Origin of the sequence: Prauserella halophila, from assembly GCF_024171895.1 — a bacterium.
Lineage (GTDB): Bacteria > Actinomycetota > Actinomycetes > Mycobacteriales > Pseudonocardiaceae > Prauserella > Prauserella halophila.
In genome coordinates, this window is sequence record NZ_JAMTCQ010000008.1 from 1,003,373 (window position 1) to 1,024,032 (window position 20,660).

General features: G+C 73.2%; 18 protein-coding genes and 1 riboswitch. Of the genes, 8 read left to right on the forward strand and 10 right to left on the reverse strand.

Translation table 11 applies throughout. The features are described from left to right. Nucleotides 1-8: 8 nt before the first annotated feature. A complete protein-coding gene (gene cobT / locus LY41_RS04915) occupies nucleotides 9-1,028 on the forward strand; it encodes a nicotinate-nucleotide--dimethylbenzimidazole phosphoribosyltransferase (protein WP_253862589.1) in 1,020 nt (339 codons plus the stop codon). 121 nt (nucleotides 1,029-1,149) lie between these two features. Then, a complete protein-coding gene (locus tag LY41_RS04920) occupies nucleotides 1,150-1,890 on the forward strand; it encodes an adenosylcobinamide-GDP ribazoletransferase (RefSeq protein WP_253862907.1) in 741 nt (246 codons plus the stop codon). 129 nt (nucleotides 1,891-2,019) lie between these two features. On the opposite strand, the gene LY41_RS23805 is transcribed toward LY41_RS04920, so the two are convergent. Next, nucleotides 2,020-2,598: a multicopper oxidase family protein gene (locus tag LY41_RS23805; protein WP_253862590.1), complete on the reverse strand. Its 579-nt coding sequence runs from the start codon at nucleotides 2,596-2,598 to the stop codon at nucleotides 2,020-2,022. A 6-nt stretch (nucleotides 2,599-2,604) separates the two neighbouring features. Between LY41_RS23805 and LY41_RS04930 the strand changes: the two genes are divergently transcribed. Next, nucleotides 2,605-3,159 (forward strand): thioesterase family protein, encoded by a 555-nt coding sequence (locus tag LY41_RS04930; RefSeq protein WP_253862591.1) that lies wholly within the window; start codon nucleotides 2,605-2,607, stop codon nucleotides 3,157-3,159. Here LY41_RS04930 and cobC read toward each other — a convergent pair. The 4 genes from cobC to LY41_RS04950 all read right to left on the reverse strand — a co-directional run bounded on the left by cobC (nucleotide 3,048) and on the right by LY41_RS04950 (nucleotide 8,264). Beyond that, the gene (gene cobC, locus LY41_RS04935; RefSeq protein WP_253862592.1) at nucleotides 3,048-4,097 is read right to left on the reverse strand and encodes an Rv2231c family histidinol phosphate aminotransferase CobC; all 1,050 of its coding nucleotides are present in this window, start codon (nucleotides 4,095-4,097) and stop codon (nucleotides 3,048-3,050) included. The two genes, LY41_RS04930 and cobC, sit on opposite strands and share 112 nt — an antisense overlap. Then, nucleotides 4,094-5,434: a cobyrinic acid a,c-diamide synthase CobB gene (locus LY41_RS04940; RefSeq protein ID WP_253862593.1), complete on the reverse strand. Its 1,341-nt coding sequence runs from the start codon at nucleotides 5,432-5,434 to the stop codon at nucleotides 4,094-4,096. The genes cobC and LY41_RS04940 overlap by 4 nt, the downstream gene beginning before the upstream one ends. Further along, nucleotides 5,428-6,030 carry a cob(I)yrinic acid a,c-diamide adenosyltransferase gene (gene cobO / locus LY41_RS04945; RefSeq protein WP_253862594.1) on the reverse strand — a complete coding sequence of 201 codons (603 nt, stop codon included), beginning with the start codon at nucleotides 6,028-6,030 and terminating at the stop codon, nucleotides 5,428-5,430. Before cobO ends, LY41_RS04940 begins: the two co-directional genes overlap by 7 nt. 113 nt (nucleotides 6,031-6,143) lie before the next feature. Continuing rightward, the gene (locus LY41_RS04950) at nucleotides 6,144-8,264 is read right to left on the reverse strand and encodes a magnesium chelatase subunit D family protein (RefSeq protein ID WP_253862595.1); all 2,121 of its coding nucleotides are present in this window, start codon (nucleotides 8,262-8,264) and stop codon (nucleotides 6,144-6,146) included. A gap of 61 nt (nucleotides 8,265-8,325) precedes the next feature. After that, nucleotides 8,326-8,414, reverse strand: a riboswitch (adenosylcobalamin (AdoCbl) riboswitch). A 71-nt stretch (nucleotides 8,415-8,485) separates the two neighbouring features. Here LY41_RS04950 and cbiE point away from each other — a divergent pair. Genes cbiE through LY41_RS04965 form a run of 3 tightly spaced genes read left to right on the forward strand, consistent with a single transcriptional unit; the run spans nucleotide 8,486 to nucleotide 11,099 of the window. Then, the gene (cbiE, locus tag LY41_RS04955) at nucleotides 8,486-9,676 is read left to right on the forward strand and encodes a precorrin-6y C5,15-methyltransferase (decarboxylating) subunit CbiE (protein WP_253862596.1); all 1,191 of its coding nucleotides are present in this window, start codon (nucleotides 8,486-8,488) and stop codon (nucleotides 9,674-9,676) included. Next, nucleotides 9,673-10,458 carry a precorrin-4 C(11)-methyltransferase gene (gene cobM / locus LY41_RS04960; RefSeq protein WP_253862597.1) on the forward strand — a complete coding sequence of 262 codons (786 nt, stop codon included), beginning with the start codon at nucleotides 9,673-9,675 and terminating at the stop codon, nucleotides 10,456-10,458. Before cbiE ends, cobM begins: the two co-directional genes overlap by 4 nt. Before the next feature lie 32 nt (nucleotides 10,459-10,490). Further along, nucleotides 10,491-11,099, forward strand: a complete 609-nt coding sequence (locus LY41_RS04965; protein ID WP_253862598.1) for a DedA family protein — start codon at nucleotides 10,491-10,493, stop codon at nucleotides 11,097-11,099. Nucleotides 11,100-11,364: 265 nt separating this feature from the next. Here the strand turns inward: LY41_RS04965 and LY41_RS04970 are convergent, their stop codons facing one another. After that, nucleotides 11,365-12,435 carry a cobalt-precorrin-5B (C(1))-methyltransferase gene (locus tag LY41_RS04970; RefSeq protein WP_253862599.1) on the reverse strand — a complete coding sequence of 357 codons (1,071 nt, stop codon included), beginning with the start codon at nucleotides 12,433-12,435 and terminating at the stop codon, nucleotides 11,365-11,367. Nucleotides 12,436-12,511: 76 nt separating this feature from the next. Here LY41_RS04970 and LY41_RS04975 point away from each other — a divergent pair, with 76 nt between their 5' ends. After that, nucleotides 12,512-13,264: a cobalt-precorrin-6A reductase gene (locus LY41_RS04975; RefSeq protein ID WP_253862600.1), complete on the forward strand. Its 753-nt coding sequence runs from the start codon at nucleotides 12,512-12,514 to the stop codon at nucleotides 13,262-13,264. A gap of 51 nt (nucleotides 13,265-13,315) precedes the next feature. Next, nucleotides 13,316-16,504, forward strand: coding sequence for an arabinosyltransferase domain-containing protein (locus LY41_RS04980; RefSeq protein ID WP_253862601.1), 3,189 nt, complete (start codon nucleotides 13,316-13,318; stop codon nucleotides 16,502-16,504). Between the two features lie 24 nt (nucleotides 16,505-16,528). Here LY41_RS04980 and LY41_RS04985 read toward each other — a convergent pair whose 3' ends face one another. Genes LY41_RS04985 through LY41_RS05000 form a run of 4 tightly spaced genes read right to left on the reverse strand, consistent with a single transcriptional unit; the run spans nucleotide 16,529 to nucleotide 20,601 of the window. Next, nucleotides 16,529-17,068, reverse strand: coding sequence for a nitroreductase family protein (locus LY41_RS04985; protein ID WP_253862602.1), 540 nt, complete (start codon nucleotides 17,066-17,068; stop codon nucleotides 16,529-16,531). 17 nt (nucleotides 17,069-17,085) lie between these two features. Then, a complete protein-coding gene (locus tag LY41_RS04990) occupies nucleotides 17,086-18,609 on the reverse strand; it encodes a precorrin-2 C(20)-methyltransferase (protein WP_253862603.1) in 1,524 nt (507 codons plus the stop codon). Next, nucleotides 18,606-19,235 (reverse strand): precorrin-8X methylmutase, encoded by a 630-nt coding sequence (locus LY41_RS04995; protein ID WP_253862604.1) that lies wholly within the window; start codon nucleotides 19,233-19,235, stop codon nucleotides 18,606-18,608. Before LY41_RS04995 ends, LY41_RS04990 begins: the two co-directional genes overlap by 4 nt. Before the next feature lie 55 nt (nucleotides 19,236-19,290). Continuing rightward, complete coding sequence (locus tag LY41_RS05000; protein ID WP_253862605.1) at nucleotides 19,291-20,601, reverse strand: ferredoxin-like domain-containing protein; 1,311 nt, start codon at nucleotides 20,599-20,601, stop codon at nucleotides 19,291-19,293. Between the last annotated feature and the right edge of the window lie 59 nt (nucleotides 20,602-20,660).

Consider the following 20,660-nt stretch of genomic DNA (forward strand, 5'->3'; position numbering starts at 1 on the left):
AGAACTCCGTGCAGATCCCCCCGCTCGACGACGACGCCCGCGACGCAGCGCTGCAGCAGCTCGACGGCCTGGTCAAACCGGTCGGCGCGCTCGGCAGGCTCGAAGAGCTGGCCGCGTGGCTGTGCGCCGCGCACGGCTCGGTGCCGCCGCGCCCGCTGGACGACGTCCGGGTCGTGGTGTTCGCGGGCGATCACGGGGTGTCGGCGTCCGGGGCGGTGTCGGCGTATCCGCGGCATCTGACGGCGGCGATGGTGCGCGTGTTCCTGGCGGGCGAGTCCGGCGTGAACGTCCTGGCCCGCGACGTGGGCGCGCGCGTGCGCGTGCTGGACCTGGCGGTCGACGATCCGCTCGACGACGTGCCCGCCGAGGTGCGGCGGCACAAGATCCGGCGGGGTTCGGGGGCCATCGACGTGGCCGACGCGCTGGAACCCGGTCAGGCCCGGCAGGCGTTCGATGCGGGCACCGCGGCCGCCGACGCCGAGATCGACGACGGGGCGGACCTGCTCGTCCCCGGTGACATGGGTATCGGCAACACCACGATCGCCTCGGCGCTCGTGGCCGCGGTGCTGGGGCTGCCCGCCGAGGACGTGGTCGGCACGGGCACGGGCGTCGACGACGACGGCCGTGCCCGCAAGGTGGCGGTGCTCGACAAGGCCCTCGCGCGCGCCACCACCGACGATCCGTTCGCCGCGCTGACGTCGCTGGGCAGTGCCTGCGCGGCGGCGACGGCCGGATTCCTGGTACGTGCGGCCGGGCGGAGGGTGCCGGTCGTGCTGGACGGGGTGTTCCCGTGTGCGGCGGCGGTCGTGGCACGGGAGATCGCGCCGGGCGCCGAGCAGTGGTGGGTGGCCGGGCATCGGTCGACCGAGCCGGCGCAAGCGTTTGCGCTCAAGGCGCTGGGACTGGAGCCGATCCTCGACCTCGGGCTGCGACTCGGTGAGGGCAGCGGTGCCGTGCAAGCCGTTCCGGTGCTGCGCAACGCCCGCGCCGTGCTCGCGGGCATGGGACGGCTGGCCGACCTTGGCTGAGCACGAACCTGCGGCGCACGAACCTACAGCGCACGAACCTGCGGCCGATCCCGGTTCCGGGGACGGACCGCCGTCCGGGGGCGATCCGGCACTCGGACGCGCCGCGGCCGACGGTCTGCGGATGGCGTTCGGCACGTTGACGGCGCTGCCCGTGCCCGCACCGCGGACGGTCGACCGCCGCGTCGCGGGCACAGCCATGACGGCGGCACCGCTCGCCGGCCTGGCGCTCGCCGTCGCGGCCGGGCTCGTCGTCTGGCTGGGCCGGCTGCTCGGACTGCCCGCGTTCGTCGTGGCGGCGCTGGCACTCGCCACGCTGGCACTGGCCACGCGCGGACTGCACCTCGACGGCCTCGCCGATACGGCCGACGGCCTGAGCGCGTCCTACGACCGCGACCGCGCGCTCGACATCATGCGCCGCGGCGACGCCGGGCCGACGGGCGTCGCCACGCTGCTGCTGGTCCTCCTGGTGCAGACCGGCGCCCTCGCGGGCGTGGTGGCCGCGGGCGGCGGGGTGACGGCCGTCGTCGTGGCGGTGGTCGCGAGCCGCGTGGTGCTGCCGTTGTGCTGCACCCGGTTCGTCCCGTCGGCGCGGCCGGAAGGTCTCGGCGCGGCCGTGTCGGGCGCGGTCCCGGTGACGGTCGCCGCCGCGGTGGCACTGACTGTCGCATCGCTGTCCGTCCTGGCCGGATTCGACCCGGCCGTCGCGTGGTGGCAGGGTCCCGTCGCGGTGCTGACCGGCTGGGCTGCGGCGGGTGTGCTGCTCCGGCGGTGCGTACGCAGACTCGGCGGCAGCACCGGCGACGTCCTCGGCGGCGGCGTCGAAATCGCACTCGCCACGACCCTCCTGGTACTCAGCATCTGACCCTCGCGCGTGTCCTGCGCCCAGCACCGCGTGTTCTGCGTTCGGTGCAGGAACGGGTCCGGAACGGAACCACGTTCGGCGCCGTCGCGCCGGGGCGTCCGTGCCTGGCCCGGCCGAGCACGGCCGCCACTAGACGACGTCGAAGTTCGCCATCATTACCATGTCCTCGTGTTCGAGGTTGTGGCAGTGGAACACATAGCGGCCCCGGTACCCGTCGAACCGCACGAGGATCCGCGCCGCCTCGGCGGGCCGCAGGTCGACGGTGTCCTTCCAGCCGTGGTCGTACGGTCCGGGGCCGCCGGTCCCCCTGCCGAGGACCTGGAACGGCGCGAGGTGCAGATGGACGGGGTGGTGGAAGTCCGCCGTCAGTTCCCAGATCTCCGTACTGCCGAGCGCCGCGGTCGCCTGCACGGAGTCCGGCGCGAACGGTTCGCCGTTCACCACCCACCCGTGCGCCCCGTCGATGCCCTGCGAGCGGAACGTCATCTGTCGCGTTCGGACGGCGTCGCTCTCGCGTAGCCGTTCGAACGTGGGACTGAGGACGTCCGGAACGCCACGGTCGTCGCTGACCGCGCGGGTGACGTCGAACCGCATCACCGTCGCGGTGGAGCCGTCGCCGAGATCGTTGACCATCCGGGCCCGGCTTCCTGCGCGGAGTTCGCGGAAGTCGACGAGCACGTCGAACCGCTCGGCCGGTGCGAGTTCCACCGCGTCGTGTTCGCACCGGCAACCTACGCGGACCTGTCCACCGAACCGGGCCCGACGACTCTGGGTGCCGAGCCGCCCGTCCTGCCCGATCCGGCGGAGTGCACGGACCCGGTGCCGCTCCTGGACCTGTCGGAGGCCACCATCAGTGCGCGTGTCGACTACCGGCTGCACCGGGTGCCCGGGTTCTGGCACGGCAGGCCGTCACGGGAGCCGGTGTCGGAGTTCTGGATGCGCTTCGCCGACGGGCGCGATGCCGACCCTGTCGGGCTGGCCATGCTCGTCGACGCCGCGGCACCCGTCGCACTCGACCTCGGCGTGGCCGGTTCGTCCACCGTGGAACTCACCGTGCACGTGCGCGCCAGGCCCGCGCCGGGGTGGCTCGCGTGCCGCGCGGCAGCGCGGCGTCGGGGGGCCGTGGCCGGGCGACGGGCGGGCGCAGGACACGCGGGTCAGCGAAGGGCTGCCAGGGCGTCGAGGAAACCGTCCATGTCGGACCGCACGGCGATGCGCAGCCAGTCCGGTCCGAGGCCGGGGAAAGTGTCCGCGCGCCGCACGGCGTAGCCCGCCTCGCGCAACGCCAGCCGGATCTTCTCCCCGTCCGGCACGCGCATCAGCACGAACGGCGCCCGCGGTGTGCCTGCCACCTCCACGCCGAGGTCCCGCAACCGTGCGACCAGCCGGTCGCGGTCGGCCTCGGCGACGCGGGCCAGCTCGTCGGCCTCGGCCACGGCACCGGGCCTGCTGCACGCCGCCATCGCGACCGCAGCCGGGGTCGAGACCGACCACGGCGGCTGCAGCCCGCGCAGCCGCTCGACGACGGCGGGTTCGGCGAGCACGTACCCGGCGCGCAGCCCGGCGATGCCCCACGTCTTCGTCAGGCTCCGCACCACGGCGATCCCCGGAATCCGCTCCGTTGCGAGGCTTTCCGGCTCCCCGGGAACCGCGTCGAGGAACGCCTCGTCGACGACGACCAGCCTGCCGGGCCGCGCCAGCGCCCGGATCGACGACGCCGGGTGCAGCACCGACGTGGGGTTCGTCGGGTTGCCTACGAACACGAGGTCGACGTCGGCGGGCACCGGGTCGGCGTCGAGCGCGAACCCGCCGGACGCGGGCAACTCGACCCGCGTCACGTCGTGTCCCGCGGCGAGCAGCGCCGCCTCCGGCTCCGTGAACTGGGGATGCACCACGGCGGGCCTGCACCCGGGCCAGGCGTGCGCCAGCAGCGTGAACGCCTCGGCGCCGCCCGCGGTCGGCAGCACGTCGTCGGGGTGGCGGCCGTGCCGCGCCGCGATCGCCTCGGTGGCACCGGACACGTCGGGATAGGCGGCGACAGCCGAGAGGCTGTCGCGCAGTTCGGCCAGCAACCATTCCGGCGGTTGCGGCACGCGGACGTTCACCGCGAGGTCGACGAGGCCGTCGCCGACCTCGCGGTCGCCGTGATGCCACAGGTCGATGTCGCGGGTGCGATGCTCGCCGCCGGCACGCTCCCCGCCGGTCATCGGGCCGCCCTCCGGTGCACCGCATCCGCGAACGTCCGCGCCAGCTCGGGATGTCCCGCCCAGTGGACGTGCAGGTAGGACGCGTGCAGCGTCGGCGTCGCGAAGCCCTCCGCCTCGCCGTTCCATCGCCACGCCGGTGTCGACCCCGCCCGCGGTTCGACCACGGTGCGGTGGAATTCGTGCCCGCGTGCCACATCGCCCTCGGCGGCGAGGACGTTGTCGCGGGCCGCGGTCGCCGTCCGGTAGCCGAGCGCGCCGCGCCGGGTCATCCGGGCCGTCGCGTCGAGCGCGCCGACCATCGGCAGCCCGTCCAGTTCCCGGCACAGGTACAGCAGGCCCGCGCATTCGGCCACCGCGGGCATCCCGCCGGAGAGGGCCTCGCCGATCGCGGTGCGCAACGGTGCGTTCGCCGAAAGCTCCTCGAGATGCGCCTCGGGGAATCCGCCGCCGAAGTACATGCCGGCACACTCGGGCGGCAGCGCCTCGTCCTGCAACGGATCGACGTCCACGACGTCGACACCGTGGGCTGCGAGCAACTCGACGGTCTCGGTGTACCGGAACGTGAACGCCTCCCCCGCCGCGGCGGCCACGACGGCGCGCGGTCCACTGTGGACCGGCCCGGGCGACCACGGCGCGGCCGTCAACCGCCGCGCTCCACGTGCGACCCGCAGGACGGCGTCCAGGTCGACCCCGTCCGCGATCCAGTCGGCCAGCTTGGGCAGCAACTCCCGCGCACCGGTCTCGCGCTCACCCGCGGGGACGAGCCCGAGATGCCTGCTCGGCGCGTGGATGTCGTCGCTGCGCCGCAGCGCACCCAGCACGGGAATCCCCGTCGGCGCGAGTGCCCCGCGGATCTCGTCCTCGTGCCGTTGCGAACCCAGCTTGTTCAGGATCACGCCGGCGAGCTCGAGGTCCGGGTCGTAGCGTGCGAATCCCAATACCAGTGCCGCGACGCTCCGGCTCGCCGCACTCGCGTCGACAACCAGCACCACCGGCGCGTCGACGAGCCGTGCGACGTGCGCCGTGGACGCGTAGCCGTCGGTGCCGAGCGCACCGTCGAACAGGCCCATCACGCCTTCGATCACCGCGACGTCGGCACCGCTCGACCCGTGCTGCAGCAGCGGAACGACGCGGTCCTCGCCCTGCAGGAACGGATCGAGGTTGCGCGCAGGCCTTCCGGTGGCCATGGCGTGATAGCTCGGGTCGATGAAGTCGGGGCCGACCTTGTGCCCGGACACCGCGGTCCCGCGGCCGCGCAGCGCCGCCATCAGGCCCGTCGCGACGGTCGTCTTGCCGTGCCCGGACCCGGGCGCGGCAACGACGACGCGGGCTACCACTCGATGCCCCGCTGGCCCTTTTGCCCGGCATCCATCGGGTGGGTGACCTTCGACATCTCGGCGACGAGGTCGGCCGCGTCCACGAGGGCCTGCGGCGCGTTGCGGCCGGTGATCACCACGTGCTGGCGGCCGGGCCGATTCCGCAGTGTCTCCACCACGTCATCGACGTCGACCCAGCCCCAGTGCAGCGGGTAGGTGAACTCGTCGAGCACGTAGAAGTCGTGCGTCTCCTCGGCGAGCCTGCGCTTGATCTCCGCCCAGCCCTCACGAGCATTCTCGGCGTGGTCCTCGTCGGTGCCCTTCTTGCGGGACCAGCTCCAGCCCTCGCCCATCTTGTTCCACTCGACGGGCCCGCCCTGACCGGTCTCCCCGAGCGTGCGCAGCGCGTTCTCCTCGCCCACACGCCACTTGGCCGACTTGACGAACTGGAACACGCCGATGTTCCAGCCCTGGTTCCACGCCCGCAGCGCCATCCCGAACGCCGCCGTGGACTTTCCCTTCATCGGTCCCGTGTGGACGGCCAGGATCGGCCGGTTCCGCCGCTGTCGCGTCGTCAGTCCGTCGTCCGGCACCACGTCCGGCTTCCCCTGCGGCATCAGGCCGCCCTCCGTTTCTTGCGGGACACCCTCCCCTGCTGTGGCGAAAAAGCGTGCCACAGCGGGGGCCCAACCCGGTCGGGCGTCCTGAACAACCCACCGTCAATCCTCATTCAGGCCGCCCTCCGTTTCACCTCGTCGGTCAGCTTCTCGGCCGCCACGTCCCCGACGGCCACGTGCTCGGCACCGAGCCGGCCTGCCAGCGTCTTCGCCAGGCCGAGCCGCATGCGACCGGATTCACAGTCCATGACCACAGTGGACACCCCGCTGCGCGCCAGGCCGTCCGCGGTGGTGTGGGCACGCTGCAGCGCCTCGGGGCCACTGGTCGCCCGGCCGTCGGTCACGACGACCAGCAGTGGCCTGCGGTCGCCGTCGCGCAACGCCTCGACCCGCAGCACCTCGGCCGCACGGGTCAGCCCTTCTGCTAGCGGCGTGCGCCCGCCGGTCGGCAACTCCTCCAGCCGTGCGGCCGCGACATCGACGCTGCCGGTCGGTGGTAGCGCCACCTGCGCCTCGGACGCGCGGAAGGTGACCAGCCCGACCTTGTCGCGGCGCTGGTAGGCATCCAGCAACAGCGACAGGACGGCGGTCTTCACCTCGCGCATGCGCGTTTTCGACCCCATCGAGCCGGACGAGTCGACACACAGCAGGACGAGGTTGCCCTCCTTGCCTTCCCGCCGGGCGAACCGCAGGTCCCGGGGCAGCACGACCGGACCGGCTCCGTCGGCGCGCGGACCACGCTGTGGTCGCTGCCGCGCCGCCGCCCGCAGCGTCGCGACGAGGTGCGGCGATCCGCTCCGCTCACCGTCCGGGCGGACGCCGACGATCCGGCCACGGTCCCCTTCGGCGCGGGAACGCCTGCCGTCCGCGCCCGCACCGGCGCCGTCGACGGTGAACAGCTTCGCCCGGTACGGCGTGTCCGTGCCGGCCCGCTGTTCGGTGTGTGGCTGGGCACCGTCGCCGTGTTCCGCGTCCGGATCGCCGTGTTGCGGATTCCGGGGCTCGTGTTGCGGGTTCCCGTTGCCGTGCTGCGGATTCTCGTCGGGCGCGCCCCCGCCGGGGCCGCCGTCAGGACCGTCGTCGTCGGGACCGTCACCGGGTCCGTCGTCATCGGGGCCGCCGTCGTCGGGGCCACCGTCGTCGGGACCGCCGTCGTCGGGACCGCCGGGACTGCCGTCGCCGCCGCTCTCGTCGTCCGGATCGTCGCTGTCCGGGTTCTGCTCCGGCGGCTCGGCGTCCTGGAGTGCCTGTTCCAGCTGCTCGGAGTCGATACCGGGAGCATCGAACGGGTTGCGCCTGCGCCGGTGCGGCAGGGCCAGCCTCGATGCGACGCGGATGTCCTCTGTGGACACGGTCGTGCGGCCGCACCAGGCGGCGTGGGCTGCGGCGGTGCGGGCCGTGACGATGTCGGCGCGCATGCCGTCGACCTCGAACGCGGCGCACACCTCCGCGATCTGCAGCAGCGCCTCGTCGGTCAGTTCCACCGACGGCAGCAGCTTGCGGGCCGCGGCGATCTCGGCGGCCAGCGCGGCGTCGTCGTCGGCGTATCCCGCAGCGAAGGCGTCCGGATCCGATTCGTAGGCCAGCCGCCGCCGCACGACCTCGACCCGCTCGGCGGCGTCCCGGCTCGACGAGACCTCGACGGTCAGCCCGAACCGGTCCAGCAGCTGTGGCCGCAGTTCGCCTTCCTCGGGGTTCATCGTTCCGATGAGGACGAACCGGGCGGCGTGCGAGACCGAAGCACCCTCCCGTTCGACCGTCACCCGTGCCATCGCCGCGGCATCGAGCAGCGTGTCGACGAGGTGGTCGTGCAGCAGGTTGACCTCGTCCACGTAGAGCATCCCGCGGTGCGCGCCCGCGAGCAGGCCGGGCTGGAAATCGGTGACGCCGTCGCGCAGCGCACGTTCCAAGTCGAGCGAACCGACGACCCGCTCCTCGGCGGCCCCGACGGGCAGTTCCACCAGCCGGGCCGGCCTGCGGGACGACGGGACCGTCCGGTGTGGACCGTCGGGGCACGACGGGTCGGGCGCCGCCGGGTCGCAGGAGAACCGGCACCCGTCGACGACGTCCACATCGGGCAGCAACCCCGCGAGGGCGCGCACCATGGTGGATTTCGCCGTGCCCTTCTCGCCGCGCACCAGCACCCCGCCGATCGACGGTGAGATGGTGCACAACAGGAGGGCGAGGCGCAGTTCGGCCATTCCGACGACTGCCGTAAACGGGTACAGCCGCATGCACACTCCCTTGCTCGACGGCGGGTTTCCACGCCCACCGGGTTTCACACCACGCAAGCCCGCGGCCACCGAAGCTCTGACTTCCCGGCCTACCGGCCGGTCACAGTGGCGGGACCGTCCCGGATTCGCACCGGGTTCCACGACGACCGCTTCCTGCGGCATCATCGCACACGTTCCACCGCCCGCGGGTGTTCGCCGCAACACAACTACCGTGGCTCAGCGTGAGAATCACCGTGGTGGGCATCGGCGCGGACGGGTGGCAGGCACTGCCACCGGACTCGCGCGCCGAGCTCGAGACGTGCGACGTGCTGCTCGGCGGGCCCCGGCAGCTCGACCTGGTTCCCGACGGCCCGTACGAGAAGCGCCCCTGGCCCAGTCCGCTGCTGCCCGCGCTCGACGACGTCCTCGCGGAGCTGGCCGACCGCCGCGTCGGCGTGCTCGCCAGCGGGGATCCGCTGCTGTCGGGCATCGGCGGCACGCTGGTCCGCAGGCTGGGCGCCGATGCGGTGCGGATCGTGCCGGCGGTGTCGTCGGTGACACTGGCCCGCGCGCGACTGGGCTGGACCGCCGAGGAGACCGATGTCGTCAGCGCCGTCGGCCGCGACGCCCACAAGGTGCTCCGCGCGCTGGCCCCCGGCAGGCGGGTGCTCGTGCTCAGCTCCGGCGCCGACACCCCGGGAGACATCGCGGCCCTGCTGGCCGGGCACGGGTTCGGCGACAGCACCCTGACCGTGCTGGAGAACCTGGGCTCGGCCGGGGAACGCCGCCTCGACGGCACCGCCCGCGACTGGCCGCACCCACCGGGCGCGCCGCTCAACGTCGTCGCGATCAGCTGCGCCGGGCAGGCTCACCCCCTCCTGGCCGGCCTGCCCGACGAGGCGTTCGACCACGACGGCCAGCTCACCAAGCGCGACCTGCGCGCCAGTGCGCTCGCCCGGCTCGCGCCGACACCCGGCGAGCTGCTGTGGGACGTCGGAGCCGGTGCGGGCAGCGTCGCCGTCGAGTGGTGCCGCACACATCCCGCCAACCGGGCGATCGCCGTGGAATCACGGCCCGAACGCGCCGAACGCATCACCCGCAACGGTGCGAACCTCGGCGTCCCGGACCTCGACGTGGTCACCGGACGGGCACCCGAGGTGCTCGCGGACCTGGACACCCCGGATGCGGTGTTCGTCGGCGGCGGCGTCGGGGGCGCCGGGGTGCTGACCGCCTGCTGGGACGCGCTGCGCCCCGGCGGCAGGCTGGTGGCCCACGGCGTGACGCTCGAGGCCGAACAGGCGCTGGCCGCGCAGTACGCCGACCGCGGCGGCGAGCTGACCAGGATCTCCGTCGAACGCGCCGCACCGCTGGGCGGCCTGACCGGGTGGACCCCCGCCCGCGCTGTAACGCAATGGAATGTGAGGAAGCCGTGACCGTCCATTTCATCGGTGCCGGACCGGGCGCCGCCGACCTGATCACCGTCCGCGGGCAGCAGCTGCTCGCGAGCTGCGGCGTCTGCCTCTACCCGGGCAGCCTCACGCCGACCGACCTGCTCGCGCATTGCCCGGACGGTGCCACGCTGGTCGACACCGCCGACCTGACGCTCGACGAGATCATCGGTGAGCTGGCCTCCGCACACGAGGCGGGCCACGACGTCGCGCGGCTGTGTTCCGGCGATCCGGCCGTCTACAGCGCGGTCGCCGAACAGATGCGCCGCCTCGACGCCGCCGGCGTGCCGTACGACGTCGTCCCGGGTGTGCCCGCGTTCTCCGCGGCCGCGGCCGTGCTGGGCCGGGAGCTGACCGTGCCGACCGTCGGGCAGAGCCTCATCCTCACCCGGGCGCAGGCCCGTTCGACCTCGATGCCCGAGGGCGAGGAGCTGGCGACACTGGGCGCATCGGGAGCGACGCTGGCCCTGCACCTGGCGGTGAACCGCGTCGAGCAGGTCGTCGAGGAGCTCCTGCCGCACTACGGCGCGGACTGCCCCGCCGCCGTGGTCGCCAAGGCCACGCAGCCGGGCGAGACCGTGCTCCGCGGCACCCTCGGTGACATCGCGGGCCGGGTGCGGGACGCCGGACTGAACCGCGCGGCGATGATCTTCGTGGGCCAGGTCCTGGCCGCCGAGAACTTCCCCGACAGCTTCCTGTACTCCGCGGGCCGCGAACGGCATGCACCCGGTGACCCCTACTGCGAAAACGGGGGACAGCCCCACTGACCCGACCGCCCCGCGACCGAGACCGTGGAGGCATGACGGGCGACATTCTGGGCAGTGCGTGGCTCCTGCCGTTGCTGGCACTCGCCGTGCTGGCCGACGGTCCGCTGCCGTTCCTGCCCAGTGAACCGGTCCTCCTCTCGTCGGTCGCGGCGGCAGGCGATCCCGGCCGCGTGGCCGCCCTCGCGGCGGCGGCCTTCGTGGGATCGCTCGCCGGGGACGCGGTGCTGTACACGCTCGGCCGGTCGTCGCACCGGTTCCTGCGTGGCAGGCGCGACGACACCCGGGTGCGCAGGCACCTGCACCGCAGGCCGATGCTGACGCTCGTGGCGGTGCGATTCCTGCCCGGCGGCCGCCTGGTCAGCGTCGCGGCGGCCGGCCGGGTGCGGATTCCGGTGGCCCGGTTCGCCGCAGCCACGCTCGTCAGCTCCGCCGTCTGGTGCGGATACATGACCGGCATGGGCCTGCTGATAGCCCCGGTCACCCGCGGTGATCCGGTGCTGTCACTGCTCGCCGGGATCTGCATGGCCACGGTCATCGGCGCTGCGGGCGAGGCCGTCCGGAGGATCGGGGCCGCCCGCCGGAGCGCCGCGCCGGCAGCTCCGCTGCCGGCGCATGCAGCGCTGCCCACTGCTGTGCGGTGAGCCCGCGGGGCAGGGCTGTGGCGGGCACCCCGTTGTCGGCGAGCCATGTTGTCGGCGAGCCATCGGCGCACCGCGGCGCGGTGCGCGTGCGGTGTACACCCGGTCGACCGAATTTCCCACCACGCCCGGTAACCACCCTGCCGCCCGGGGATGCCCCGAAGGGCACCTTGGGGGCGCTCAACGCCCCCAAGGTGCCCTTCGGGGCGTTTTCCTGCCCACCCGGATGCACACCTCCTGCGCCGGTGTGGTTACGAAGCGTATGCGGTCAGCCCGACCTGCCGACGATCGTGCCCGCGCGGTCGATGGCGACGACGTCGACGTGTACGGGCGCATCGCCGAGCACCTCGGCCGCCTGCTCCCGAGCCCGTTCGGCCACCAGGTCGCCCAGCTCCAGGCCCGCTTCGCGGGCGAGTTCCAGCGCATGCAACGCCGTGTTCGCACCATCGATCGTGGCCACCAGCTCACCCCGGCCCGCCCGCTCGGCGATGTCGGCCAGCAACGCGAGGTCCACCTGCGAGCGCTTCGAATGCAGGTCCAGATGCCCCGCGGCCAGTTTCGACAGCTTCGCGAACCCACCGGACAGCGTCAGCCGCGGCACCGGGTTCTTGCGCAGGTACTTCAGCACCGCCCCCGCGAAGTCGCCCATGTCGAGCAGCGCCTCGTCCGGCAGGTCGTACATCTCCTTCGCCACGCGCTCGGACGTCGAGCCGACGGCGCCCGCGACGTGCTCCAGCCCCAGCGCCCGCGCGACGTCGACCCCGCGGCGGATGCTGTCGATCCACGCCGAGCACGAGTACGGCACCACCACACCCGTCGTCCCCAGTATCGACAGACCGCCGACGATGCCGAGCCGCGGATTCCACGTGTGCCGGGCCATCTCCTCACCGCCGTCGACGCCGATCTCCACGACGAGGTCGGCGCCGCCACCGTGCTCGGCGGCCACCCGCTGCACCGCCTCGGTCATCAACCGCCGCGGCACCGGGTTGACGGCGGCCTCGCCGACGTCGAGCGGCAGCCCGGGCAGCGTCACCGTGCCGACCCCCGCACCCGCGCGGAACGTGACCCCGCTACCGGCCTGCCCCGGCCGCACGGTGGCGATCACCAGTGCACCGTGCGTGACGTCCGGGTCGTCGCCCGCGTCCTTGATCACCCCGGCGCTCGCCTCGCCGTCACCGAGCCGCTCGGTGGCCAAGGCGAACGACGGGCGCCGCTCCTTCGGCAGCCGCACCTCGACCGGGTCGGGGAACGCACCGGTCAGCAGCGCGGTGTAGGCGGCGGTCGTCGCCGCCGTGGCACAGGCTCCCGTCGTCCAGCCATACCGGAGCTGCTCGGTCACACAATCACTCCGTCAGTGCTCGCTTACGTCACACACTCGCCCGGCCGGGCGGAGAGCTCGGTCAGACTGTCGGGTCATGGGAAGTATCGCTCCACACGTACTGGTCCTCGGCGGCACGTCCGAAGCTCGCGCACTCGCCGCCGAACTCGTGGCCCGCGACATCCCGGTGACATCGTCCCTCGCGGGCCGCGTGGCGAAGCCGCGCCTCCCTGAGGGTGACATCCGAGTGGGTGGTTTCGGCGGCCCCGACGGTCTCGCGCGGTGGCTGGCCGACCACGACGTCCGCGTCGTCGTCGACGCGACGCACCCGTTCGCGAGGCGGATCTCCGCGTCCGCCGCCACGGCGACCGCGGCGGCCGGGGTGCCGGTGCTGCGCCTCGAACGGCCCGGATGGCAACCGGGCGCGGGCGACGACTGGCACTGGGCCGACACACTCGCCGACGCGGCACGACTGCTGCCCGAACTCGGCACCAGGGCGCTGCTCACCACCGGCAGACAGGGACTCACCGAGTTCGCCGACCTCGACATGTGGCTGCTCGCCCGCTGCGTCGATCCGCCGGACGAGACCGACGGCCCGCTGCCTGCCCGCCTCGAGGTGACGCTGTCCCGCGGTCCGTATCGCGTGGCCGAGGAGACGGAGCTGCTCCGGCGGCATCGCATCGACGTACTCGTGACGAAGGACAGCGGCGGGGACCTGACCGTGGCGAAGCTCCACGCGGCACGCGAAGCGGCCGTTCCGGTCGTCGTCGTACGTCGTCCGCCACGACCGGATATGCCCCATTCGGCCGATGTAAAATCCGCCGTACGCTGGCTTGTCGACCACCTGTGACCCCAGCCCCGCGGGTGTGGCGCCGGCGGAGCCCCGCTAGCGTGACCTCCGATGCCGCCAGCGATCTCGACCTCGACGGACAATTCCGGCGAACAACCGGGGCACTCGGGCAGCTCCACCGGATCAACGGGCCCTCGCGCGAACACACAGAAGAAGTGGCTCGCCACGATCCTGGGGCTCGTCGCCGCCGTGTGCGCCGTCGCGTACCCGTTCCTGCCCGTGGTCCAGGACACCGCGCGGATCAGCTGGCCCGCAGGCGGCAGCACCGAACAGGTCAACGCCCCGCTCGCCGGATACTGGGCCCAGGAACTCACGGCCGACGTCCCGTGCGCGACGGCCAGATCGCTCGACGACCGCGCCGCAGGTACGGCGAACCTGCTCTCGACGATCCCGCCGGAACGCATCGAGGACGGCGCCGGCATGCAGCTGCGGGTCAACGACCACACCCTCATCGCGTTCAGCCGCGGCGAGCAGGTCGCCCGCCAGCCGCTGCCCGCGGGCGACTGCACCATCTCGGTGTCCTCGACCGCCGAGCACACGAGCCTCTCGGTCGACGGCACCCCGGTGTATGCCGAGGACGGCGACGTACGACCGCGGGTCGTCGGCATCTACTCGTCGATCGAGACCGGGCAGGACCCGGTCGACGGGCTGGCGGTGTCGATCACCCCGGACACCCGCTACCAGTCGGAACCGACGGTGCTGAAAACCGTCGTGGGCGGCATCGCCGTCGTCGCACTGCTGGGCTGCCTGTTCGTGGTCAACCGGCTCGACCGCGGCTTCGCCCGCCGCGCACCGCGCTGGGCCCCGACCGGCTGGTGGCGGCTGACCGGGCGCGATGCGCTCGTCGTCGGGATGCTCGGTGTCTGGGTGTTCATCGGCCCCGTCACCGCCGACGACGGCTACATCCTGTCGATGGCCCGCGTCGCCGAGGACGCCGGGTACCTCACGAACTATCACCGGTGGTTCGGCGTCGCTGAGGCACCGTTCGGCTGGTTCTACCACGTCTACGAGCTGATGGCGCACGTCAGCACGGTCGCGCCGTGGATCAGGCTGCCGTCGTTCCTGCTCGGCGTGCTCAGCTGGCTGCTCATCAGCCGCGAGGTGATGCCCCGCCTCGGCAGGGCGGTCCGGTCCAGCCGTGCGGCCGGCTGGGCCGCGGCGACGGTGTTCCTGGTCTGGTGGATGACCTACAACACCGGTACCCGGCCCGAACCGGTCGCCGCGGTCGGCTCGCTGCTCGCCCTCTGCGCCGTCGAGCGCGCACTGGTCACCCGGCGGCTGCTGCCGGTCTGCCTCGGCCTGCTCGCCGCCGCGTTCACCCTGGCCGCCACCCCCACGGGACTCATCGCGGTCGCCCCGTTCCTGGTCGCGGCCAAGCCGCTGTTCCAGCTGCTGCGCCAGCGCGCCCGCGACAACGGCTGGATTCCGGTACTCGCCCCGATCGCAGGCGCCGGCCTCCTGGTGCTGGTCGTCGTGTTCGCCGACCAGACGTTCGCCACGGTCCTGGAAGGCACCCGCCTGCGGACCGCGGTCGGGCCGAACCTGTCGTGGTTCCAGGAGCTGAACCGCTACGAGCTGCTGTTCACCGACTCCGCGGACGGCTCGGCCACCCGCCGGTTCCCGGTGCTGCTGCTTCTGCTGTGCACGGCTGCGTGCCTGGCCGTGCTGTTGCGCCGCAGCCGGATCAACGGGGCCGCGCTCGGGCCGAGCCGCCGCCTCATCGGCACCACCGCGGTGTTCTTCCTGCTCATGGCCCTGACGCCGACCAAGTTCACGCACCACTTCGGTGCCTTCGCCGCGGTCGGCGCAGCCATGGCCGGGTTGACGGCACTGGCGGTCAGCGCGTCGGTGCTGCGGTCGCGGCGCAACCAGGCACTGTTCGTGGCCGGACTGCTCGGCGTCGCCGCGCTGGCACTGACCGGGCCGAACGCGTACTGGTTCGTCTCCCGCCTCGGCGTGCCGTGGTGGAACATGGCGCCCCAGCTGTTCGGCATCAAGCTGGCCACGGTGCTGCTGGCCGGTGCGGCGCTGTTCGCGCTGTACGCGTTCGTCGAGAACATCCGCGCGGGACGTCCGCAGGCGCCGCAACCGTCGCAGCACCGCATGCTGTTCCGCGGCTCGCTCGCGTTCGTCATGGTCAGCGGACTGTTCGTCGCCGCAGAGGTCGGCTCCATGGCCAAGGCGATCCACGAGCAGCGCGACACGTACTCGTTCGGCAAGGCCAACGCCGAGCACGTGCTGGGCTCCAGTTGCGGCCTCGGCGACTACGTGATGGTCGAACGCGACCCGGTGTCGAGCATGCTCGAGCAGCTGCCAGCGGGCCGGCAACGCACCGCCCCGCAGCAGGAGACGCAGCCGGGACAGAACCGGCCCGGGGAGCTGCCCGAACCGGCGCAGGCGAACGGCCCCGTGCAGGCGGGTTTCCACACCGAACCGCTCGGCGACGGCGACGCGCTGGCCGAACCGCCGCACGGGTTCACCCCGGAATCGGTGCCGATGTGGAGCAGCTACAACGAGTCCGCGAACCCGACCGGACAGCTGCGCACGCACTGGTTCGGGCTCGGCGAGCGCGGCGACGCCGACCAGATCACACTGTCGGCCTACGCACCGGGCGGCAAGGCCACGCGGGTGGGGCTGGAGTTCGGCAGGCCGACCGCGCAGGGCTTCGAGGTCGTGGGCACCGAAGAACTACTCGCCTCCGGCGACGGCGACGGCGAGTGGAAGGACCTGCGGCTGAGTCTCGACCGGACCCCCGATCGCGCCACCGCCGTGCGCGTGGCCGCCCACGACGACGACCTCACCGAGGACGGCTGGGTCGCCGTGACCGCACCACGCCTGCCGACGTTCACCACGCTGACCGAACGCGTCGGCGACGCGCCCGTCTACATCGACTGGCCTGCCTCGTTCGTCTACCCGTGCCTGAACCCGATGACGATCCGCAACGGCATCTACGAGATGCCCGAGTACCGGATCGTCGCCGAGCCGCTGGCCCACGAGTCGAACATCGCCAGCAGCCAGGGCGGCGGCCCGATCGGCAACCTCGAGGAGGTCGCCGACGACCCCGAGGTGCCGAGCTACGTGCGGGGCAACCCCAGCCAGGCGTGGGGCTCGCTGTACGAGGTCAGGCCGTATCTCCAGGGCACGGAACCGACGGTCGAGACGGGTGAGCGGACCATGTGGGGCTGGCAGTCCCCCGGCCCCGGCCCGCAGCAGCCGGACGGCAACTCCAAGAGCCGCTGACGAGAACCGCTGAGCGGCGACCGCTCACTCCCGCCAGGTCAGCAGCTCCGAGACCCGGCGCCTGCCCGTCGGCACCGCCGGCGTCCCCGATACGGCGTCGTCGCGCGGCGGGCGGCCCACGGATACCGCGTGTTCGGCGTGCCACGGCCCCTCGACGCCCAGCAGGAGGTCCGCGGCGCGGACGTTGTCCTCGGGGTAGAACGTGGCCAGGCACGAGTCGTAGCCGAGCGCGGACGCGGCCAGGATGAGCGACTGCGCGACCCTGCCCAGGTCGAAGGGCGTGTCACGGAACCCGTCGTCGCGTGTCAGCAGCACCAGCACCAGGGGCGCACCCGCGAGATGGCCCGCGTACGCACCGCAACCGGCGAGCTGTCGCCGCACGGTGGCGTCGGTGACCGCGACGAACCGCCACGGCTGCCGGTTCCGTGCCGAACCGGTGCGCCGCGCGACATCGACCATCTGCTCGACATCCTCGCGCGGCACCGGATCGGCCGTGAACCGACGCCGCGACGGCCTGCCGACGAGGTCGCGCAGGCCGTCGACGGGGTCTTCGGCACCGGACATCAGTCGTTCCCGAGGGGTCAGTCGTAACTACGCGGAGTCCAGACGAGTGGGGTGCCGTCGGGCTGGGTCCGCACCCGCGTGCGGGACGAGCCGACGATGAGCACGCACCGCATGTCGACCTCGGCCGGATCGAACCCGCCGAGCGTCTCCACCCGCACGGCCTCCTCGGCACCGCCGATGTCACGGGCGATCACGACGGGGGTGCCGGCGGCCCGATGCCGCAACAGCACGTCGCGCGCGGTCGTCAGCTGCGTGGTGCGACTGCGCGAGGCGGGGTTGTACAGCGCCACGACGAGATCCGCCCCGCCTGCGGCGTCGAGGCGGCGTTCGATGACGTCCCACGGCTTGAGCCGGTCGGACAGCGAGACCATGGCGAAGTCGTGACCCAGCGGGGCGCCGACCCGGGAGGCGGCCGCGTGCGCCGCGGTCACGCCCGGCAGGACCCGTACCGAGACGTCGGCGAACTCGGATGCCTCCGCCTGTTCCAGGACCGCCGAGGCCATCGCGAACACGCCGGGGTCACCCGACGACACGACGGCCACCCGCGCGCCGTCTGCGGCCAGCTGCAACGCGTCGCGGGCGCGGTCGGCCTCCACCCGGTTTCCCGACGCGTGCCGCTCCTGCCCGGCCCGCTGCGGCACCTTCGCCACATAGGGGCCGTAGCCCACGAGGTGCTCGGCCTCCCGCAGCGCCTCGTCGGCCTCGGGCGTCAGCCACTCCGGGCCTGCGGGTCCGAGACCGACGACCACGACGTCGCCGCGGGCCGGGTCGTTCCCGGGCGCAGGCGCTTCGTCCGCACCCGCCTTGCGCGAGGCGTACGCGGGGCTCGGCACCACGGCCAGCGAGAAGTACGGCACCGTCTCGGGATCGACGTCGGTCAGCGGTCCGACCCGCTGCACCTGCCAGCTCGCACGTTCGACGTAGTACGCCTCGTCGAGCCGGCCCGCCTCCTCGAGCGCCTCGTGCACCGCACCGAACGTCCGACCGAGCTTGAGCACCGCGGCGGCCTCGGTGTCGGCGAGCCTGCGGGCGAGCTCCGGGGCCGGCAGGGTGCCCGGCAGCAGCGTGAGTACCTCGTCCCGCTGCACCAGCGGACGACCGAGCTCGGCGGACGCGCCGCTGACGGACGTCACGCCCGGCACGACGCGGGCCTCGTAGCGGTCGGCGAGGCGTTCGTGCATGTACATGTACGAGCCGTAGAAGAACGGGTCGCCCTCGCACAGGAGCACCACGTTGCGGCCCTCGTCGAGGTGCTCGGCCAGGCGCTTCGCGGCCAGCTCGTAGAACTCGGCGATCGCGCCCTCGTACCCGCCGGGATGGTTCGTGGTCTCCGTCGTGACCGGATACATGAGGCGCTCTTCGAGCTGCCCGTCACGCAGGTACGGCTCGGCGACCGAGCGCGCGATGCTGCGGCCGTGCCGCGCGCAGTGGTAGGCGATGACGTCGGCCTCGGAGATCAGCCGCGCGGCCTTGACCGTCACGAGTTCGGGATCGCCGGGGCCGAGGCCCACGCCGTGCAGCACACCGGTCCCGGAGCTCACAGGATCTCCTCCTTCGTGGCCAGCGCGTTGACCGCGGCCACGGCCAGCGCGCTGCCGCCACGGCGCCCGCGCACGGCCAGATACGGTGCAGGTGCGCGCATGGTCAGCAGGTCCTTCGACTCGACGGCACCCACGAACCCGACCGGGACGCCGATGATCGCGGCGGGCTTACCGACGCCCTCGTTGATCAGCTCGAGCAGGCGGAACAGCGCGGTGGGCGCGTTGCCGATCGCGACGACCGAGCCGGGCAGCCGGTCCCGCCACAGGTCGAGCGCGGCCGCGGAGCGGGTGTTGTTGAGCTGCTCGGCCAGCCGCGGGACGCGGTCGTCGGACAGCGTGCAGACGACCTCGTTGTCGGCGGGCAGGCGGTGGCGCGTGATACCGCTGGCGATCATGTTCGCGTCGCACAGGATCGGGGCGCCCGCCTCGAGGGCCGCACGGCCCGCGTCCACGAAGTCCAGGCTGTAGGCCAGGTCGTCGACGAGATCGGTCATGCCACACGTGTGGATCATTCGCACCGCCACGCCTGCGACGTCGTCCGGCAACACGGCGAGATCGGCCTCCTCCCGGATGGTCGCGAACGAATGGCGGTAGATCTCCGCTCCGTCCCGGATGTAGTCGATCACTGCTGTCCTTCCCGTGTCGTGCGGTCGGATGGTCTCGCACCCGCAGGCGAGGTCGTCACCGGCGCTGCGCGGACAGGGCCTCGGCGACCCGGTCGAGCCCGACGAACGTACCCCCGACGTGATAGCCGCCCTCCGCGGCGACCACGTCGATGTGAGATCCGCCCGGTCTGCCGCACCGCCGTGAACACCCTGCGAAGTGGGCGTCGACGCCGTCGGGGGCGAGCGCGAGGGCGTCGGCACGCACGTCGGCGTGGGATTTCGCGCACCGCGGCGCCCCGATGCAGGCACTCACGCCGAGTAATCGGTCGCCGGGGTCGGCGACGAGATCCGGGGATCCGGCGAGCTGTTCCGGCGACGTGTCGTGCACCACGACGGTCCGCCACGGGGTGACGGTGAGCACCGTGTCGTCCTCACCTCCTGCGAGCTCGCGGGCGGCCAGCCGGTGCAGTGTGGTGGCTGCCAGCTCCCCGAACCGCGGCGCGGCGACGACGGCACCGGTGCCCGGAACCGGCCCGACCCGCACCGGGGAGGCGAACCGCTGCGGCGCGGGGTCCGCGTGCGCGCTCGCGTAGGTCCCCAGTGCCTCGACCACGGGTGACGGGTCGATCTCGCGGAGCCGCCACGCCGCGCCGCGGACCTCGTCGAACGCCCGCGCGCCCGCGACCATCGCCCCCGCCGCGCGGGATGCCGGTACCCGCAGCCCGGTGTCGGCGCCGGCCACGAGCACGGCCCCGGTGCCGGCCGCCGTCGCGCGCCAGCACAGGTCGGCACCGGCCGCGACGTCGCCGCTGCCGTCGTCGAGGGCGAACAGGAACCGGCCGGGCAAGCCGGTCAGCTCGGGTGCGGCACGCAACCCGGCGTCGAGTTCGCGCACCAGCGGTCGGATGTCGGCGAGCCTCGCCGGGGGGCCGGAACCCGCCGCCGTCCCGGTGCCTGCGGCGGCGCCGCCGGGCTCGTCCATCCCGGGCTCGTCCATCCCGGGCTCGTCCGCCTCGGGCCCGCCGGCCGGAGCGAGGCCGGACAGCGGCGAGCCGAGGATGTTGCGGATGCGCTCGTGACCCGGCGACGGCAGCAGCCCCGCCCCGGCCAACCGGCCGACGAGAGCGTCGACGTCGCGGATCGCGCGCAGCTGCAGATTGGCACGGGAGGTGAGGTGGACCCGACCGTCGCCGAGCTCCTCGGCGCAGATGGCGATCGCCCGCGCCTGCGCGGACGACACCCCGCCGCCGGGCAACCGGATGCGGGCGAGCGGACCGTCGGCGGCGTCGTGCGTGGCGAGCACCCCGGGACACGCGTCCGCGCGGAGCCGGACGGTGCCGGGTCGATCGGTGCCGGGTCGATCAGCACCGGGTCGGGTCGTGGCCATGCGCCCACTCTAGGCAGCCTCCCCGGCGCTCCGGACCCCTCGTGGCTGCCCCGCGAGGC

Coding starts and splice junctions, on each gene's coding strand:
- LY41_RS04980 (WP_253862601.1), top strand. CDS start 13,316: ATGCCGCCAGCGATCTCGACCTCGACGGACAATTCCGGCGAACAACCG.
- LY41_RS04975 (WP_253862600.1), top strand. CDS start 12,512: ATGGGAAGTATCGCTCCACACGTACTGGTCCTCGGCGGCACGTCCGAA.
- cobC (WP_253862592.1), bottom strand. CDS start 4,097: ATGACCGGCGGGGAGCGTGCCGGCGGCGAGCATCGCACCCGCGACATC.
- LY41_RS04985 (WP_253862602.1), bottom strand. CDS start 17,068: ATGTCCGGTGCCGAAGACCCCGTCGACGGCCTGCGCGACCTCGTCGGC.
- LY41_RS04950 (WP_253862595.1), bottom strand. CDS start 8,264: ATGCGGCTGTACCCGTTTACGGCAGTCGTCGGAATGGCCGAACTGCGC.
- LY41_RS04920 (WP_253862907.1), top strand. CDS start 1,150: ATGGCGTTCGGCACGTTGACGGCGCTGCCCGTGCCCGCACCGCGGACG.
- LY41_RS05000 (WP_253862605.1), bottom strand. CDS start 20,601: ATGGCCACGACCCGACCCGGTGCTGATCGACCCGGCACCGATCGACCC.
- LY41_RS04965 (WP_253862598.1), top strand. CDS start 10,491: ATGACGGGCGACATTCTGGGCAGTGCGTGGCTCCTGCCGTTGCTGGCA.
- cobO (WP_253862594.1), bottom strand. CDS start 6,030: ATGCCGCAGGGGAAGCCGGACGTGGTGCCGGACGACGGACTGACGACG.